Source organism: Ignisphaera cupida (assembly GCF_030186535.1).
GTDB lineage: Archaea > Thermoproteota > Thermoprotei_A > Sulfolobales > Ignisphaeraceae > Ignisphaera > Ignisphaera cupida.
Genome location: NZ_JASNVW010000002.1, coordinates 195915 through 212845, shown reverse-complemented (window position 1 = coordinate 212845; position 16931 = coordinate 195915). Strand labels below are relative to the sequence as shown.

15 protein-coding genes are annotated in these 16931 nt (G+C 36.0%); 8 read left to right on the top strand and 7 right to left on the bottom strand.

Translation table 11 applies throughout. The features are described 5' to 3' along the window. Positions 1 to 61: 61 nt before the first annotated feature. Positions 62 to 2206, bottom strand: coding sequence for a transaldolase family protein (locus QPL79_RS04640; RefSeq protein ID WP_285273617.1), 2145 nt, complete (start codon positions 2204 to 2206; stop codon positions 62 to 64). A 117-nt stretch (positions 2207 to 2323) separates the two neighbouring features. After that, complete coding sequence (locus QPL79_RS04635) at positions 2324 to 3250, bottom strand: sugar phosphate isomerase/epimerase family protein (RefSeq protein WP_285273616.1); 927 nt, start codon at positions 3248 to 3250, stop codon at positions 2324 to 2326. A gap of 72 nt (positions 3251 to 3322) precedes the next feature. Here QPL79_RS04635 and QPL79_RS04630 point away from each other — a divergent pair, with 72 nt between their 5' ends. Further along, entirely contained in the window at positions 3323 to 4762 is a 1440-nt protein-coding gene (locus tag QPL79_RS04630) for a tagaturonate epimerase family protein (protein WP_285273615.1), read from the top strand. 1 nt (position 4763) lies between these two features. Here QPL79_RS04630 and QPL79_RS04625 read toward each other — a convergent pair whose 3' ends face one another. Both QPL79_RS04625 and QPL79_RS04620 read right to left on the bottom strand, forming a co-directional pair. Further along, the gene (locus QPL79_RS04625) at positions 4764 to 5543 is read right to left on the bottom strand and encodes a radical SAM protein (RefSeq protein WP_285273614.1); all 780 of its coding nucleotides are present in this window, start codon (positions 5541 to 5543) and stop codon (positions 4764 to 4766) included. Next, positions 5530 to 6456, bottom strand: a complete 927-nt coding sequence (locus QPL79_RS04620; RefSeq protein WP_285273613.1) for an HhH-GDP family DNA glycosylase — start codon at positions 6454 to 6456, stop codon at positions 5530 to 5532. Before QPL79_RS04620 ends, QPL79_RS04625 begins: the two co-directional genes overlap by 14 nt. A gap of 77 nt (positions 6457 to 6533) precedes the next feature. Here QPL79_RS04620 and QPL79_RS04615 point away from each other — a divergent pair, with 77 nt between their 5' ends. From QPL79_RS04615 to QPL79_RS04605, 3 genes are all read left to right on the top strand, one after another. After that, positions 6534 to 8147 carry an NAD(P)H-hydrate dehydratase gene (locus QPL79_RS04615; RefSeq protein ID WP_285273612.1) on the top strand — a complete coding sequence of 538 codons (1614 nt, stop codon included), beginning with the start codon at positions 6534 to 6536 and terminating at the stop codon, positions 8145 to 8147. 51 nt (positions 8148 to 8198) lie between these two features. Next, positions 8199 to 9077: a tetrahydromethanopterin S-methyltransferase subunit H family protein gene (locus QPL79_RS04610; RefSeq protein WP_285273611.1), complete on the top strand. Its 879-nt coding sequence runs from the start codon at positions 8199 to 8201 to the stop codon at positions 9075 to 9077. A 71-nt stretch (positions 9078 to 9148) separates the two neighbouring features. Further along, positions 9149 to 9844, top strand: a complete 696-nt coding sequence (locus tag QPL79_RS04605; RefSeq protein WP_285273747.1) for a (5-formylfuran-3-yl)methyl phosphate synthase — start codon at positions 9149 to 9151, stop codon at positions 9842 to 9844. Between the two features lie 106 nt (positions 9845 to 9950). Here the strand turns inward: QPL79_RS04605 and QPL79_RS04600 are convergent, their stop codons facing one another. Then, complete coding sequence (locus QPL79_RS04600; RefSeq protein ID WP_285273610.1) at positions 9951 to 10850, bottom strand: hypothetical protein; 900 nt, start codon at positions 10848 to 10850, stop codon at positions 9951 to 9953. A gap of 263 nt (positions 10851 to 11113) precedes the next feature. Then, a complete protein-coding gene (locus QPL79_RS04595) occupies positions 11114 to 12268 on the bottom strand; it encodes a radical SAM protein (RefSeq protein ID WP_285273609.1) in 1155 nt (384 codons plus the stop codon). 240 nt (positions 12269 to 12508) lie between these two features. On the opposite strand from QPL79_RS04595, the gene QPL79_RS04590 reads away from it, so the two are divergent. Genes QPL79_RS04590 through QPL79_RS04575 form a run of 4 tightly spaced genes read left to right on the top strand, consistent with a single transcriptional unit; the run spans position 12509 to position 16155 of the window. Next, positions 12509 to 13201 (top strand): FmdE family protein, encoded by a 693-nt coding sequence (locus QPL79_RS04590; RefSeq protein ID WP_285273608.1) that lies wholly within the window; start codon positions 12509 to 12511, stop codon positions 13199 to 13201. Next, positions 13188 to 14354 (top strand): ABC transporter substrate-binding protein, encoded by a 1167-nt coding sequence (locus tag QPL79_RS04585; protein ID WP_285273607.1) that lies wholly within the window; start codon positions 13188 to 13190, stop codon positions 14352 to 14354. The genes QPL79_RS04590 and QPL79_RS04585 overlap by 14 nt, the downstream gene beginning before the upstream one ends. A gap of 9 nt (positions 14355 to 14363) precedes the next feature. Then, positions 14364 to 15392 (top strand): FecCD family ABC transporter permease, encoded by a 1029-nt coding sequence (locus QPL79_RS04580; RefSeq protein ID WP_285273606.1) that lies wholly within the window; start codon positions 14364 to 14366, stop codon positions 15390 to 15392. A 4-nt stretch (positions 15393 to 15396) separates the two neighbouring features. Beyond that, positions 15397 to 16155, top strand: coding sequence for an ABC transporter ATP-binding protein (locus QPL79_RS04575; RefSeq protein ID WP_285273605.1), 759 nt, complete (start codon positions 15397 to 15399; stop codon positions 16153 to 16155). 25 nt (positions 16156 to 16180) lie between these two features. Here the strand turns inward: QPL79_RS04575 and QPL79_RS04570 are convergent, their stop codons facing one another. Continuing rightward, positions 16181 to 16918, bottom strand: coding sequence for an MBL fold metallo-hydrolase (locus QPL79_RS04570; protein ID WP_285273604.1), 738 nt, complete (start codon positions 16916 to 16918; stop codon positions 16181 to 16183). Positions 16919 to 16931: the final 13 nt, after the last annotated feature.

Here is a 16931-nt window from a genome sequence, read left to right as displayed (position 1 = left end):
AAGCGTGATATGAAGAGAAAAAAAAGTTTTTGAAAAATTTGCTATGTTAGGAGCGGTGTTTCTATAGCTTCTTTACAGCTTCCACAACTCTTGATCTAAACGCTAAGTACTCATCGGTAAATTCATGCATTGTCTTTGCACTTGGTCCATAAGCTGGCCAGTCACCAGGACTTACACCTCTATTTCCATAGTCTCTATCTATTCCAACTTTTCTTAGTAGCTCATTTACCTCTGGAGATGCCTCATATGCTTTTACAAAGTCTTCTATTTGCATTAGTATCTCAAGGTATTTTCTTGGTAGTTGCTGATATATGGATTCCCTCAAATCATCTAATGAAATACTCTTTTTCGTAACTTCTTCAACAACATTTAGCTGGTGATCTGGGAATTCAGTATTTGTCATGTTTCTAGATGCAAACGTGTATAGAGTGTCTACGGGTTTTCTCTTTGATGCTGGAAGCAGATCTATTCTATCCATTACAGTCTCAGCTTCGTCTCTAGTCAATCCAAACTCTTTTATAAGGTAATTAATCCACTTCTCCTTATTCCATGGAGCAAACAATATCTCGTAAACTCTTTGAGCAACAAACGTTCCACTTAATCTCAAAGCCTCTTCAAGTGGCTGTAAATTGCTTAAAGCCTCGTCTCTTGATCCATATAAACCAAGCTCAACTAATGCATCTACAAATGGATCTCTCAACAAGTTTCTACCAAGAACTCTTCTACTACACAAGAAGTTTGCAACACTCTTCAAATCCTTTTTCTTCATCTCAAGCCACACATCATCTTTTACACCTAACCCTTTAGCAAGCTTATCTAAAACAGCATTTCTCTTCCCCTCATCAGCTTTCTCCAAAGCCTTTAACAATAACTGTGCAGCTGTTTCTTCTCTTAAGTGATCCTCTAGCCTTCCACCCATGTTAGTATCATAAGTTTGTGTTGGTATAATGCCTTTTCTAATAGCTTTTGCCATACCCTTTATTGCTGCAAAGGCTATTAGAACCTCTTGAGAAACTGTAAAGCTAACTGTAATATTTTGGCCAACACCCATTTCATTTATCCTTTCAGCAATTTCCATAGCAGCTGGATAAGCTGCTGCAACCTTGACAACAAGATCTGGTCTACCTTTTTCAGATACATTGTAGCCCCACCAAAGATACTCATCATAAACAGAAAGATCCTTTTCCAATCTTGTAGCAAACACCTTTACAGCTTCAACACTTTTTTCAGCATCATGTGCTATAAGTGGATTTAGCTGATAGCTTACTAGCCCATCATGATACTTAGACAATATAAATGGCACTCTAAACACATAGAAATTGTCCATGAGAGCAAATCTTGTAGCCTCCATCGCAATATCATCAGCATATTTCTCGGGATCCTTAAACCATTCTGGATGCTCCTTTGCTAAAACCTCTTTAGCATACTTCTTGAATTTCTCAAGAAGCTCTGGATCATCGTTATATGCTATTGAAGCCAATACTGGATTAGTTGATACCTGCACAAAACCTAGGTGTCTCAAGAATCTAAGACCTAGCGCATAGTCGTTTCCAAATTTGCATAAACCATTTTCATAGGCTTTACGATAAAACAATGTCTTTATCTGATTAAGCATAGCATTGATGTAGCTTTTAGCAATTGAATTTTTGTCAATGCTTTTTGAAACATCTTGAGCAACTTTTGCAACTAGGCTCTTCCCCTTATTAACCTTCATCAATTCACTTAGTTGAAGCTCTACCACAACCTCCATTATTGTTGGATATCCAAGCTCCTCTCTTTCAAGAGTCTCGAAATAATTCATAGCATTAGTTAAATACCTTATGTAGTTCTCCACATCCTCACTGCTATAACCAGCCCACTTACTTTCAACTCCACCCAAATTGAAAACAATCTCAAATAATGTATCATATATTCTTGCTCTCCTCAAAACAACTTCTTCATAAAGCTTGCCACTAGAATCAAAAACCTTTTCACTTTTCAGCATTTGCTCAACTCTTCTTATCAATGATGAGAAGATTTCCCTAGCATTTTTAGCAAACTCTGGATGAAGTACATGGTCTGCCGCTAACTTTGTCCAGCCCATTAAAGCTGTTTTAATTATGTGATCAGCATGATCAACACGGGGAGGGATAGGCAACACAAGTTTTTCTGGTTCTGCACTTTTAATTATCTTGACAACAACATCTTTTTGTATCTTAGAACTCAACGGTTTGCACCACCTCAACCAATCTTCTAGTTTAGTTAAGCTAAGCAGTAATAAGCAGTAACTTGAGAATTTAAACTTTGTTTTTTTAACAAAGTTATAACTGGGTAAAAAACTGATTTACACTTTGGATTGTAGATAAAGTTGAAATGCTCGCAACAGTACGCTCTTGGCAGAGTTTACAACCTCTAATGGATGCTGACCTTCCTCTGGTCTAACCTCAAAACTTATTGCACCTCTATACTTTATGTCGCTTAAAACAGTCAATAGTTTTGCAACATCGTATTCAGTATTTAATGCACCTGGTCTGTAAAAGCCTGGATGGGTGTCTAGAAGCTTATCACCAACTTGTTTTGCACAACCTATGTGGATATGCCCTATGAACTCTGGATAAGATTTTAATATTTCAGGTGATTCGTTTAACAATGGTGCATGACTTAAATCCCACATTATGTAGATGTTCTTTGCCTGTTCCCTCGCTTTCTCAACAATTTTCACAGTTTCTAGCAATGCACCAGCAAGTCTCTTTCTATCCCAGACAACATCGAATGTTTCTAGATAGAGATTCATATTGTATTTAGCTGCTTCAGAAGCAAGCTCTATTAGGCTTTTGATTAAAGCATTTTTAGCCTTTTCCCTATCAGGCCCCTCGACATTAGGTCCTGAACAAATACCCACAGCTTTATAGCCTCTTTCACCAGCAACTCTAATTTCCTTAGCCAAAATCTCAACATTTCTAACCCTTTCCGATTCATCAACAGGACTTGGATTAACTCCTCTAGTTAAAATAACTGGTTGAAGACCTAAAGCAAACTTCTTCCCATATGCCTTATTCAGTTCATATAGCTTCCTCCACTCACCATCATCAATAATCGTGACTTCTAGCAAGTCAAAGTAGGGATCCTCTAGCAGAACCCTAATCTTCTCCGAGGCACCCTCAGATGTTTTCATAAGCTCTGGAAAAACCATGAATGAAACTATTCCTATGTCCCATGGAAATCTAGCCACAATATCAACTTCATTCTTCCTTATGTAGCCATATAACATAGTTTCACCTACCTCATTTTGATTAAAATTTTAATTTTAAATTTTTTGCTTTTAACATGAAGTGATGTGATTATGTATTTAGGTAAGCTTCCTAGACCAGCATTTGGTATTAGAATTCCTGACATTGTTGCTTCAGCAATGTTAAAAGCCTTTAAGAGCTTGAACATTGCTGGAACTTTCATGCTATCCTTCAATAGAGAGACTGCTCCAACAAGCTATATTCAATCCTCAGATCCTAAACTGTTTTACTTTGGCCATACAGGAACATCTATTGAGGAATATATTAGTAAAGGTAGAGGTTTGGGAGAATTATATGGTTCTGTTATTGAAATTGAGGCTGATCATGTATCTATTATGGGTAGTGTAGAGAGGGCTTTGAAGAAAATTGCAGGTGTTTCTGTTGCTGAGCCTCTTAGTGATAGTGAAATAGAGTTTTCTTTGCAGTACATAGAAGAGGAGTTTAGAGAGGTTAAAAGAGTTGGTGGTGTAGACTTTGTTACAATAGATACATGTGAATTAATAGATTATTCAATTGATTTGCTAAGTGATAAAGATGTTTTAGATCTTTATGAGAATAGAATTGATGTTGAAACTAGGAAAGAAATGGAGAGACTTTATTTAAAAGCATTTACATTTGTATCAGGTGATAGACAAATAAGAATAAAGTATGATAGATTGAGCTTAGCTAGGCTTGTTCTGAAATATCAAAAAAGCATTGAATATGTTAAAAAGGTTTTGGATATAATTAAGAAGTATAATGAGAAAGAGTTTGGAGTTGAGGTAGCATTTGATGAAACTCCAAAGCGTAGCGAATTTAAAGATGTTTTATTCTATGTACTTGAATTGAGAAGAGCTGGTATAGAACCAGATTTTCTAGCACCAAATATTGGTTTTAGGAAAAGAGAGGACTATGAAGACAATATAGAAGAGCTTTACAATTATCTAAGAAACATACACACAATACTATACTCAAACAATGTGCTGATATCTATACATTCTGGTAGTGGCCATAACCCATATTCTGATAAGGGGTTTGGTGTTTGGAGAGTTGTTGGCGAAGCTACACAGGGAATGGTCAAATATAAAATGTCTGGAGTGTTTATACAGCTTCTTCTAGAGGTTATGTCTAGATTTCCACCAGGTTCTAAAACAAGAAGATTATATGAAGAAATATATGATGGTGTTATTGAGCATTTAAGACAGGTTGTCAAGTCCAAGGCAACACTATATTCCCAAGAGCTTGAAAAGCTTCTTGAGAAATATGATAAGTGTGGTGAGTGTTATAAAAATCCAAGAGCTGATGTGTTTAGACATTACTTCTATGTGTTTCAAGCACTGAGAGACTTTAACAATAAGAGGTTTCTAAGAGATGAAGTAATAAATCATTATATGAGCACTCCTGAGCTTCAAAGAATTTATGAAAAAGAGGTGCTGTCGCTAGTAGAAAGATTGGCTAGGTCCATAGGCTATGAAAACAACTTGCTGAAATATAGAGCACTTGTAATTCAGTAGATCATATCATGCACTGTGGTATGTTGTCTGGTGTGAATGCTAGTCTGGGTCTCAACTTGTTTTTCTTTAAAAGTTCAATAACATGTGGATATAGAATAACATACTCTTCATCTATAGACTCTACAAGTCTTGGATTTATTTCCATCAATCTCTTTTTGAATTTTGCATAGTTTTCATCAGTACTAAAGCTTAGCATAATTGCTGGATATACCTCTTCCCCAGGCTTGAAACCAACCTCTATGAGATTCTCCAAAGCCTTAAACTGATAATTGAAGAACTCTGGTTTTGCACCTGTTAACATATTGAATTCTTCTTCTGTAGCCCCCTTAAACGATACTCTAACAACAACATTGCTATAGTTTGAAAGCATTTTTGCAAGCGAATATTCCTTACCTATCAACAAACCGTTTGTTTCAAGAATAAACACATATTTTGTTTCGCTAAATAGCTTCAAAAGCTCTTGCAGATGATTTAGTGAAAGTGTTGGCTCTCCACCACTAACCCTTACATATTTATAGCCTTTTCTACTAGCTATAGCAAAAATTTTTTCAAATGCTTCCTCAGGTCTTCGAAAATAGCCCTTATCTGTGATGTGTGTAAATCTCCAACTCCAACAGAATTTGCATCTCAGGTTACAGCCAACAACATCTCCTGTTGCTATTCCCCCATACCACCTACCACCTCTAAACCTATAGTACTTCCTCTCCTCAACACCACCAACAACTCTAACAACACTCTTCCTAGTTGCTTCACCAAGTTGAAAAGGGTCATAACCCTGCATTTTTCTGAGCATCTCCAACAATTTTTTGAATAACCATAGAAACAATTCTTTCCAAAGCTTTTATATCTCTTTGCTCCTTAGGTACGAGAATCTCCTCCAAATCATTTCTAATAAAAGCAAGTCTTTTAGATAAGTATGCAATGGATTGTATACAACCATTTAGTTTTCCAAAAATTTTTGTAACACCATAAATACACCTCTCTCTATATTTACACATAAGACAATTCAACATATTGGAAATGCAAATACTTTTTCTACCAGTCCCTGGTTTAAACCATTGAAAAATCTTTGACAAGTAAATGAGATAATGTCTATCAACTGGGGCATGTTCTGTTAATCCATAAGCGTGGAGAAGAAGTGCAGAAACTGTTTTAAGCCCCACATACTTTGTTGAGAGAAGTTCAGCAATTAGTTGCTGAATATTGTTTTTAAAGTTTGTGAAAATTTCTTCAATTCTATCCTTTATCTCAAGAAACTGTTTAACAACATAGCTTCTACTTCTTACAGTTCCATTGTATATGAATTCTCTAAACCACTTCAATGTATTTATAAAGTAGTCTGTGTTTCTAGACAATAGAATTGCGTAGAGAATATTCCTAGCATCAGTTGGGCTATAAAGCAATGTTATTTTACTTGCAATGCATTTTTCATTTCCATACAATTTGCATAAATCCTTGAAGCATTGGTTAGTGCTAAGACCAAGAATATCTGTGTAATGGTTTTGGCAGCTATTAGGAATGGTACATATAGTTTTTAGAATAGTTCTATCAAACTTGCATTCAATGCCACTGCAAAAACCTATGACCTTTCTGAAAATAAATCCTCTTTCAACAGGTTTTACATCAAACATTGGAAGAAGATATGAATAGTAAAGCGAAAGTCCATAGTCTATTCCACTGATTTTTAGCAACATGGTTTAGATAACCAAAGCCAATATAAATTCTAGTAAACAGCCTTAAATTCTGTAGTTGAAATGCTACAGGTGTTTAGATGACAAAAGTAAATATTCCTCTACGTTTAAAGGTTTGTAGTGTTGAGGAAATGAGAAGAATTGATGAGGAAGCATTCAAAAAATTTGGTGTTTCGCATGATCTTCTCATGGAGAATGCTGGAACAGCTATATTTAGTTTGATAGCAAATGAAATTGGATTGTTTGACAAAAGGTTTTGTGTTGTTGCTGGTACGGGTAATAATGGTGGTGATGCTCTTGTTGCTGCAAGAAGACTTTATGCTGCTGGATGCAATGTTGAGGTGTACATTGTTGGAGATCCAACGAAGTTTACTGAGTTAGCTAGGAAGAATTTCGAGCTTGTTAAGTCCATGGGCATACCAATTAGATTTATTCAAAGTGATGAAGATGCCAAGAACTTTTATGACTATGCCAAGAACTGTGATGTTTTTATTGTTGGTATTTTTGGTATTGGCTTGAAGGGTGAGGTAACAGGGTTTAGAAGAAGTGTTATAGAAGCGATTAACAAGCTTGGGAAAACTGTTATTAGTGTTGATATGCCATCTGGTATTGGTGGAGACAATGGAAAGGTGTATGGAGTTGCTGTAAAATCTGATTACACAGTAACTTTTGGTCTTCCAAAATATGGCAACATTCTTTATCCAGGTTATCACTACTGTGGAAAACTCTATGTTTCAAGGCTTTCATACCCTCCACAACTTCTTGAATCAGAGGATATTAAAGTTGAGCTAAACTATCCACTACCACCACCAGAAAGAGTTAGATGGGGTCACAAGGGAACATTTGGAAAGTTTCTTGCTGTAGCAGGTGCTAGATACTACTATGGAGCTCCATACTATGTTGCATACTCTTTTCTTAAAGCTGGTGGAGGTTATTCGAGACTAGCAGCTCCAAAGTCTATAGTGCCATATATTGCCGCTAGAAACAGTGAGATTGTGTTTATACCACTTGAAGAAACTAGTGAAGGGAGTATAGCTAAAAGTAACTTAGACTATTTACTCAAACTAGTTATAGATTTGGACATAGATATTGTTGCTGTTGGGCCTGGAGCATCGCTAAACCCAGAAACACAAGAGTTTATAACAGACTTTGTTGCAGTTGTTGAAAAACCTGTTATAGTTGATGGTGATGGGATAACAGCTATTGCAAGAAATGTTGATGTGGTTAAGAAGAGAAGGTTTCCAACAATAATAACTCCACATCTTGGTGAATTCTCAAGACTAATAAATTTAAAGCCTGCTGAAATTCTTGAAGATCCAATCAACATTTTGAGAAGAACATGCATAGACTTGAACAGTTACATTGTTTTGAAAGGTGCGCATACACTAATATGCAAACCAGATGGCTATATATACATTAACATGACTGGAAATCCTGGAATGGCGAAAGCTGGTATGGGAGATGTTTTAACTGGAACAATTGCAGCTATGTATGGCATTGGCTATAGAGATATTGGGGATGCTGCAAGAATGGGTGTTTTGATTCATGGCCTTGCAGGAGATCTTGCTGCTGAGGAGCTTGGTGAAGATGGTGTAACACCGGATGATGTCATTGAGTATCTTCCAAAAGCTTTGAAAGTAATTAGAGAAAACATAAGCTATGTGATAGAAAAGTACATGCCTAGAATAATTTAAAGCCATGTGTTTATAAATCCAGGTTTGAAGATAGTTATACATGTGATGAAAATGTTCTACTATAAAACACAACAAAAAGTTTTTGAAATTGGGGGAATTAAGGTTGGTGGAAATGCTTTTGAAAACCCTCCAGTGTTGATAGGTACAATATTTTACCATGGACATAAAATTGTTGTTGATGGTAAGCAGGGTGTGTTTGACAAGGCAAAGGCTGAGGAGTTGATCAAAGTTGTTGAGGATTTGTCGCAAAAAACTAGAATGCCGGCAATGATTGATGTTGTTGCTGAAACCCCAAATGCTATGGTTAAGTATCTAGAGTTTGTTTCTAATGCAACAAAAATGCCAATTCTGATAGACTCCCCAGATTTAAACATTATGAAAACTGGTTTTCAATATGCTAAAGATGCTGGCTTTATAGATAGGGTGATATACAATTCTTTAACAGCAAAGTCTAAGGATGATGAGTACAAGGTTTTGCAAGATTATGGTGTAAAAGCTGCTATAGCATTGCTTTACACAGATAGGATTATTGATGTTGATTCAAGAATAAAAAATCTCGAGGTTATATTATCCAAAGCCTTTGCCTATGGCATTGAAAAACTGCTTGTAGATACCTTTGTAATTGATATTCCAAGTCTCTCAGCAGCCATGAGAACAATGATAGAAATTAAATCTAGGTTTGGTCTTCCCGTGGGTAGCGGTGCACACAATGCTGTTTCAACTCAAAGAAAGGCATTCAAAGAGAGGTTTGGCTCTGATGGGTATAAAGCGTGTGAACTAGCTGCAAGCATTTCAACACTTGTAGTAGCAGCTGATTTTCTGCTCTATGGACCAATTGAAGCTGCCAAAGAGATTTTCCCAGCTGCATACACCGTATACAACTCCTACAAGTATCTTGCAAGAAGAAAAGAGTATTTGATGCAGCTTTAGCATTGAACCTAGCTAAGCTTTATATCTAGGAAATCTTCTCTAGAACCTTTAGGTGAAAAACTTTGAGATCTATGCCAAAGCTTCTCATATCTGTTCGCTCATCTTCTGAAGTTTTGAATGCTTTGGAGGGTGGTGCAGATATTATAGATGTTAAAGACCCTGCTAAAGGTAGTTTGGGCTTGCCTAGAATAAGTGTTGTGAGAGAAGTTGTGAGAATTGTTAATGGTTTAAAGGAAGTAAGTGTTGCAATAGGTGATGTGCGTAGTAATGCAGCTGAACTAGGCTATGTTGTAACTGCTTTAGATAGTTTTGTTAACTACGTTAAAATTGGCTTTGCTTTGAAAAGTGTTGAAGAAGCTATAGCTATAGGAAGAGAGGTTGTTGAAAATGTGAGAAAATCTAAAATTGTTTTTGTTAGTTATGCTGATTACCATAAGCATAGCTTTATAGATCCTATAACAGTTATTGATGTGGCAATCAAAGCTGGTGCTCAAGGCGTTATGATTGATACATTTGGTAAGGAGGGTTTATCATCATTTGACATTTTACCAAGGCATTATCTACAGGAATTTGTTAACAAGGCAAAGAAAAATGGTTTCTTTACAGCCATTGCTGGTGGTTTAAATAAACACCATATAAAAGATGCTGTGACACTTGGATTTGATGTTATAGGTTTTAGAAGCGCTGTTTGTGTTGGTGGTAGAAACGGTAGTGTTTCTAAGCAGCTTGTTGCTGAACTAAGAAATGTTCTCAACGCCTTAGCATAAGCATCAATTTAAAATATTTTACATTATAAAATTAAATTAAAATGTGCAAATTTATTGCATCAACCAATTCATTATTTTGTTGAAAATTAGAGATGAAGGTAAATGTCTATAGTTGCAGCACATTCTTAAATACTTTTTCAATAACTTCTTCACTAGGTTCAACAGCACCTACGTGAATAAGTTTCCAAAACTCTACATGTATATTTGTTTTCCCTGGCTCCACAACTCTCAATGGCCCAAGAGTTTCAAGTTCTAATATTTTGTTATTTGTATACACCTCTATCACTGAGTTAAAGTCTGGATATTTACCAGATTCTTTCCTAAATGTCTTTATAAACAGATATTTATCAACATAGTAAGCAGCCCATTCATCATGACTGTTAACACCTATTTTTAGAGGATTAGCTGCTTCAGGATCCTGCTTAATAAATATGTATTTCTCGCCTAGAATAAGTCTTCTATCAGACAGTTTTGTGTATGGCCATAGAGCTAACGATCTATCAGGTAAAAGGCATTTCTCATCGACGCACCTAGGCTTTATTGGTATAATTGCAAATCCTTTTTGTCTCATGACTGTTAAGGCCCAGCAGGAAAATTCTATTGGCCATCTACAAATATTCTCTATTTCATGAACAACCTCTAGGCTATTCTCATCAGATCCTCTTCTAATTCTAATACGTTTTAAAACACAGTTCTGAGGTTCTGGATTACCCTCAACAACTATTTCACTATCCTTCACAACTATTTTAACTGGTTTATCATCAAGTGAATATGACCTTGGCATAGCCTCTGGCGATGTCCATAATCTATGACCTCCATATATTCTCCAAAGCCCTTCAGGAGTTTCAACAACCAAGTCTGGAACCACGCCAAAAACATTGAAATCCTGTTTCTCTTTTGGCGCTAGAAATAAGATTCTTGGACCTACATCTTTGGCTATACCCACAACAAGATTGCCTATATCTACAAATAGCACCCTTATATTGTGTATGAAATCTTCTCTCATTTGCATAGCACTTACAATACCATAAAAACTTTAAAAGTTTTTGCCTAGCTATAGCAAGAATGAGGAAACACTAGGCATACATCTCTTTAAAATGTTGTTTATAAGACAAACTTATAAAGTAGAGTGGCATATAGTTTGTTTTTGAGATGTGGAGAACTTCGCGCGCTGATAAGTGATGTATTTCCCGCATTGCCGAAGCAGCAACATGAAATATTTGTTACGAAGTTTGAATTTGTTTTTCAATAACTATTGTGTAGAGAGATTTACTTCATATTTCTTTTGATATGCAATTTCAAACAAATTTTGTATGAGTGTTTAACAATTTCTGAAATCATTATTGGGTCGCATCCGGAGCATGTACCCTCAGCAACAATTGTTGATTGACCTATTACAATGTTGTGAGGTTTGAAATTCATTTCTCTAAGAAGATTGCTTATCTCAGATTGCGATGGCTTTTTCAAGTCATGACCTTTTACATTATATAACATCATTCTCCAGCAGAACATGCCATGTGTATAAAGATTTGCCATGCATGCAGATGGGAAATACACCAAACCTTTTTTCCTAGCATATCTCTGAATCTCTGTTTTGATGTCAGCAACATTGATTTCATATTGCATACCTGGCTTCATTTTTTCAGGTGGTACACGAAGTCTCCTCAATATTTCTCCAACATTAGCACCTGCCTCTCTAAGCTTCTCTAAAATATTCTTCGTTACTCTAAGACCTCCGGCCACAACACCCACAGCTCCATACTCACCACCAAGATCTATTATCTCTTTAAATTCTCTATCAGTAACACCTGGTATTATCGGTCTTATGAATAGAAATGGCTTTAACCCAGCTTCCCTTAGGTTCCTTACAGTCTCTAGTCTCTTTTCGGGGGTTGGTGCATATGGCTCTAAATTATGCCAATTACTCATCGTAATTATTGTAATAAGGGGAGAGATCTTGTTGTTGCTTGCTTTTGCTATTTTCTCTGCATCATATTTGCTTATGAATGCTTTTGTTGAAAACTGTACTGGGTTTCCAAGATATGTGTAAATTGCTTTGATATACTCAATGGTTTTTTCCTTGACAAGTAGGTGAAAAGGTTCTGAAACACTTCCTATAGCAAGATATGTCCCATTTGCAGATGGTATAAAGTACTTGTTGAGCAATAATGCATAGACTAGCTGTATTCCTGTTAAAGGATATGGAGTTATAGTTGGTTTAAAGCCCATGTCATAAATATAGCAATATCTGCATTGATATACACATCCTATTGATGTATGAATTGTTAATCCACATGGCCTAGGAGAGCGCTTGGCATGAGCATCTCTAGCAGCAATTTCAGCTTCTTCCTCGCTTAACAACTTCCTTATTTTTTCTTTCAACTCTTTTTTCAAGCTAGTGATAAAAGAAATGTCAGTTGCCATGGTACTAGCCATAACTATTTGCAAAGCATTTTAAATTAGGTCAACAACTATACGCACTTATAAATTAACTTGATTTGTTAAACAAGAACCTCATTTCTCCACATCAACATTTCTAGACCATTTTCACTTATTTTGCAGTTTCTTTGCTTCTCCTAACTGCTGCCATGAATACGATAAGCTTTTAAAGATATTCTAACATACATAAAAATGTACACAAACATGTGAAAATGGTGCACTATAGTGGTAAGTAAAGAGCTTATAGAAGTGGCAAGGAATTTCCATGGCCATGTATGCCCCTTTCTTATTTTGGGTCTTAGAGCATCTGAAATAGCCTTAAATAAACTTGGTATTGCTAAGGCTGGTGTTGCTGAAACTATAAGAGAGGATCTCATAGCCATTGTTGAGGTTAATAACTGTTTTGCTGATGGTGTTCAAATAGCTACTGGATGTACTTTTGGCAACAACTCTTTGATTTACATAGATACTGGTAAGAACGCTGTTACAATTTTTAAGAGAGGAGCTAGAAGAGGCATAAGAATATATGTAGATTCTCAAAAACTTAGGGAAAAGCACTTTTCTAAGGAGGCTCTAGAATTGTTTAAAAAAGTGGTTATTGAGAGAAGTGGTAGTGAGAAGGATATTGAGAATTTGCATAGAATGTGGACTGAATTAGGATATAAAATGGCTGAGCTTCCAGAGGAGGAGTTTGTTATTCAGGAAGTAGAGATTGTGGAGGAGATTGAGAGAGCACCAATATTTGAAAGCATTAGATGTTCAAAATGTGGAGAACTTGTAATGGCGCCAAAAGTTGTTTATGTGGATAATAAGCCATATTGTGTTCAATGTGCTGGGAAAGAGGCTTTGGCTGTTATAGGAAGGGGGATATCATTTGTTAAAATACCATTTAAGGTGATTGCAAATGTATCTCGATAGAGGTATTGGTAAAACAATTGCAATAATTGTTGCTATAGCTGTAGCTATTGCATCATTAGGTGTTGCACTGTTTTTGATAAAGAGAGGTGAAGCTGTAATAAGTATGGAGAAACAGTCTTCGCAAGAATACTTCACTGTTGTTGATATTCTCAATAGAACAGTTAAAATACCAAGGAATTTAAGCAGAGTTGTTGCCATTGGCCCAGGAGCTCTTAGATTAGTTGCTTATCTGAATGCAACTGATCTTCTTGTTGGTGTAGAAGAAATTGAAACAAGTCAAAGGGTTGTTGGAAGAGACTATGCAATGGCTTTTAGCAACATATTCAAGAAGTTGCCTATAGTAGGAGCTGGAGGACCTAATAAGCCACCTGATCCAGAAAGATTGAGAGCAGTAAAGCCACAGCTCATAATAATGTCTAGAACATATGTTGATCTATATTCTCCTGATAGATTAGCTGAAGAGGTAAATGCTAGCGTGCTTGTTATTGACTATGGTATGGCAGGATATCTTGATGTAGATGCTATAAAGAGTGCTTTGAACTTGCTTGGAAAGGTTCTCGGAAGAGAAGAAAGAGCACGAAAATTAGTAGAATACATAGATTCTATAGTATCTGATCTGAGCAGTAGAACAAAGGATTTAACTGCAAAGCCAAAGGTTTATGTTGGTGCAATATCATATAAAGGTGCACAGCCATTTACAGCAACACAAGCAAGATTCGCGCCTTTACTGCTTTTGAATACTCCATCAATAGTTGATTCGGTTTCTGGCAAAGGTGGCTACATGCAAATAGATTTTGAGTATTTAATGCAGCAACAACCAGAATTTATATTCATAGATGAAAACAACTTGAATACTGTTTTAAATGATTTTGCAAAGGATTCGTCAAAGTACTGTGGTTTAAATGCTTTTAAGGAGGGAAAGGTTTTTGGTATACTACCATTTAACTACTATCACACAAATGTTGCAACAGCTCTTGCTGATGCATATTACATGGGAAAGGTTTTGTATCCAAATAAGTTCAGTGATGTAGATCCAATTAGCAAAACTGATGAGATATTCAAGATGTTTCTTGGAAAACCATTATATAAAGACTTTGTTGATGGTGGTTATCCAGGATTTGTAAATCTTAGTGACAAGTTTAAATGCGGCTAGGGCTACTATATGTACATTGAAAGAATATTTAAGGAGAGATTATTTTTTATAATTCTCTCCATAATTATTCTTATAGTTTTAATACCAATATCCATTTCTATAGGAGTTTACAAAATCACTTTTATAGATGTAATCAAGTACATATTTTTCCAAAACAATATGCCACCTGATATTAGAGATATTTTGTTGTTCAGGTTGAGAAGAGTTTTAGCTAGTATTGCAATAGGTTTTATTCTTGGTGGCTCAGGAGCTGCTATGCAGTCAATATTGCGAAATCCCATGGCTTCTCCATTTACGCTTGGAATATCTAATGCAGCTGCACTTGGTGTTGCACTAGCATTGCTTGCTGGCGTTGGTGGTTCTATAAGTAGGTGGGTTATATTGTATAATAATCCATATGTATTACCCATATTTGCATTTGTTTTTGCTGTTATTCAAACATCTATTGTGTTGCTACTTGCATCTAGAGCTGGTTTAAGTGAGAAAGCGCTAATTTTAGCTGCTATAGCTATGAACTTCTTTTACCAGGCACTATTAAGTCTTGTTCAATATCTTTTGCTAAATGAGCTTCAAATAGCCTTAATTGTTTTTTGGACTTTTGGTGATGTTGGAAGAGTTGGTTGGGTTGAGCTAAGAATTTTGGCTATTGGAGCAGCAATTATTTCAGGATATTTTATTGCTAAATCAATAGATTATGACCTCATGGTTTTAGGTGATGATGTTGCTTATGCTAGTGGAGTAGATGCTAAGAGAGTTAGATTAGAAACTTCAATTGTTGCTGCACTTGGAGCATCAATAACAACAGCATTTTCTGGTGTAATAGCTTTTCTATGCCTTGTATCACCACATATAGCTAGGCTTATTGTTGGTAATAGCCACAGATATTTAATTGTCCAGTCAATGCTTGTAGCTGCTATACTACTCATAGTTGCTGATGCCATTGGCAGATTTGTTTTATCGCCAATTGTGTTGCCTGTGGGAATAACACTTTCATTGATTGGCTCACCACTTTTAATATATCTCCTCCTGAGGAGGTGATTCAATGGCTATAATAAAGGTTATTGATGTTGAGGTTAGATATAACAGTGTTAAGGCTTTGAATGGTGTTTCTTTTGAGATTAATGAAGGAGAGATTGTAAGCATTGTTGGACCTAATGGAGCTGGAAAAACAACACTGCTAAAAACAATAGATGCTATTGTAAAACCCACTAAAGGATCTGTGTACATCGATATGAAAAATGTGTTTGATTTTTCGAGAAGAGAACTTGCAAAAATGCTTTGTCTAGTTCCTCAACATATAAACATTGCACCAGGTATGAAAGTAATAGATTTTGTGTTAACAGGTCGAAGACCACACATAGATTTTATGCCAACTAAAAAAGATGTTGAAATATCTATCAATGCTTTAAAATCTGTGAAAGCAGAGCAATTTATTTACAGAGACTTAACAGAGCTTAGTAGTGGAGAATTGCAAAGGGTTTTAATTGCAAGAGCTTTAGCATCAGAACCTAGGATACTGCTTCTTGATGAGCCCACTGCAAATCTTGATTTGAGATTCCAAATAGATATTCTAAACCTTATCAAAAGTTTAAGTAAAGAGAAATCACTAACAGTAATAATGTCATTGCATGATCTTACACAAGCGTACAGATTCTCGGATAAGGTAATTCTAATGAACAAGGGAGAAATATACTCAGTTGGAACACCAGAGGAGGTTTTAAACGAGAGGATTATAGAAGAGGTATATGGGGTGAAGGTGAAGGTGGATAAGAATTTGAAGGCTATTATACCTTTACAATAACCTGGTTACAAGCAGAATTCGCGTTTTATATTTCTAGGATTTGACATGGATGTGGAACAAGTATTTCCATGGAGCCTTCAATTGGGGTTTTTATTGGCTGAGGCCATTGGTAAAAGTGTGTAAGCACCAATGTTTTCACATTGCTTTTTAGCGCTATCTCAAATGCATCTTTGTATGTGCTATGGCCATATTTGTGGGCTTCTTCGCTATAGCTAGAAACCTCGTGAATGAGCACATCACATTTTCTGGCAAAGTCAGCTAGTCTTGGATTATATGATGTGTCACCGCTGTAGACAATGCATTTTCCATTGGCAATTATCTTTATTGAGGCTGCTGGTATTGTGTGAACAGATTCTAGAAATTCTATTTCGAAATCATCAATTTTTATTTTCTCCCCAAAATCCAGTCTAATAGCTTTTACGATGTTTGCTGTATTTTGAGATGCTGAAGCTGTTATAAGTTCTGAAACAGCTTCTATAACATCATCTATTCCTATTATAGTAACCTCCTTAATTCCTAAGTGCTTAGCTATTTGAAGAATTGTTGGCAATCCTAGTATGTGGTCTCCATGTCTATGGGAAATGACTATGCCTTTAAGATTATCATTTATTTTAAGTCCACACTTTACTATGTTTTGGTATGCTCCTTCACCAGCTTCTACAAGAATCCAATTACCTTTTGAATTGATTACTGCAAATGATGTGTAGCCAAGTAGGGGGTTGGATATCCAGCCACCAACACCCAGAAATAGTATTTTGACCAATGAGAGGCACCAA

What these genes read in the sequence shown, in the direction of transcription:
- QPL79_RS04580 (WP_285273606.1), top strand. Translation starts at nt 14,364, where the DNA reads ATGTACATTGAAAGAATATTTAAGGAGAGATTATTTTTTATAATTCTC.
- QPL79_RS04575 (WP_285273605.1), top strand. Translation starts at nt 15,397, where the DNA reads ATGGCTATAATAAAGGTTATTGATGTTGAGGTTAGATATAACAGTGTT.
- QPL79_RS04625 (WP_285273614.1), bottom strand. Translation starts at nt 5,543, where the DNA reads ATGCAGGGTTATGACCCTTTTCAACTTGGTGAAGCAACTAGGAAGAGT.
- QPL79_RS04610 (WP_285273611.1), top strand. Translation starts at nt 8,199, where the DNA reads ATGTTCTACTATAAAACACAACAAAAAGTTTTTGAAATTGGGGGAATT.
- QPL79_RS04605 (WP_285273747.1), top strand. Translation starts at nt 9,149, where the DNA reads ATGCCAAAGCTTCTCATATCTGTTCGCTCATCTTCTGAAGTTTTGAAT.
- QPL79_RS04635 (WP_285273616.1), bottom strand. Translation starts at nt 3,250, where the DNA reads ATGTTATATGGCTACATAAGGAAGAATGAAGTTGATATTGTGGCTAGA.
- QPL79_RS04615 (WP_285273612.1), top strand. Translation starts at nt 6,534, where the DNA reads ATGACAAAAGTAAATATTCCTCTACGTTTAAAGGTTTGTAGTGTTGAG.
- QPL79_RS04600 (WP_285273610.1), bottom strand. Translation starts at nt 10,850, where the DNA reads ATGAGAGAAGATTTCATACACAATATAAGGGTGCTATTTGTAGATATA.
- QPL79_RS04620 (WP_285273613.1), bottom strand. Translation starts at nt 6,456, where the DNA reads ATGTTGCTAAAAATCAGTGGAATAGACTATGGACTTTCGCTTTACTAT.
- QPL79_RS04630 (WP_285273615.1), top strand. Translation starts at nt 3,323, where the DNA reads ATGTATTTAGGTAAGCTTCCTAGACCAGCATTTGGTATTAGAATTCCT.
- QPL79_RS04595 (WP_285273609.1), bottom strand. Translation starts at nt 12,268, where the DNA reads ATGGCAACTGACATTTCTTTTATCACTAGCTTGAAAAAAGAGTTGAAA.
- QPL79_RS04585 (WP_285273607.1), top strand. Translation starts at nt 13,188, where the DNA reads ATGTATCTCGATAGAGGTATTGGTAAAACAATTGCAATAATTGTTGCT.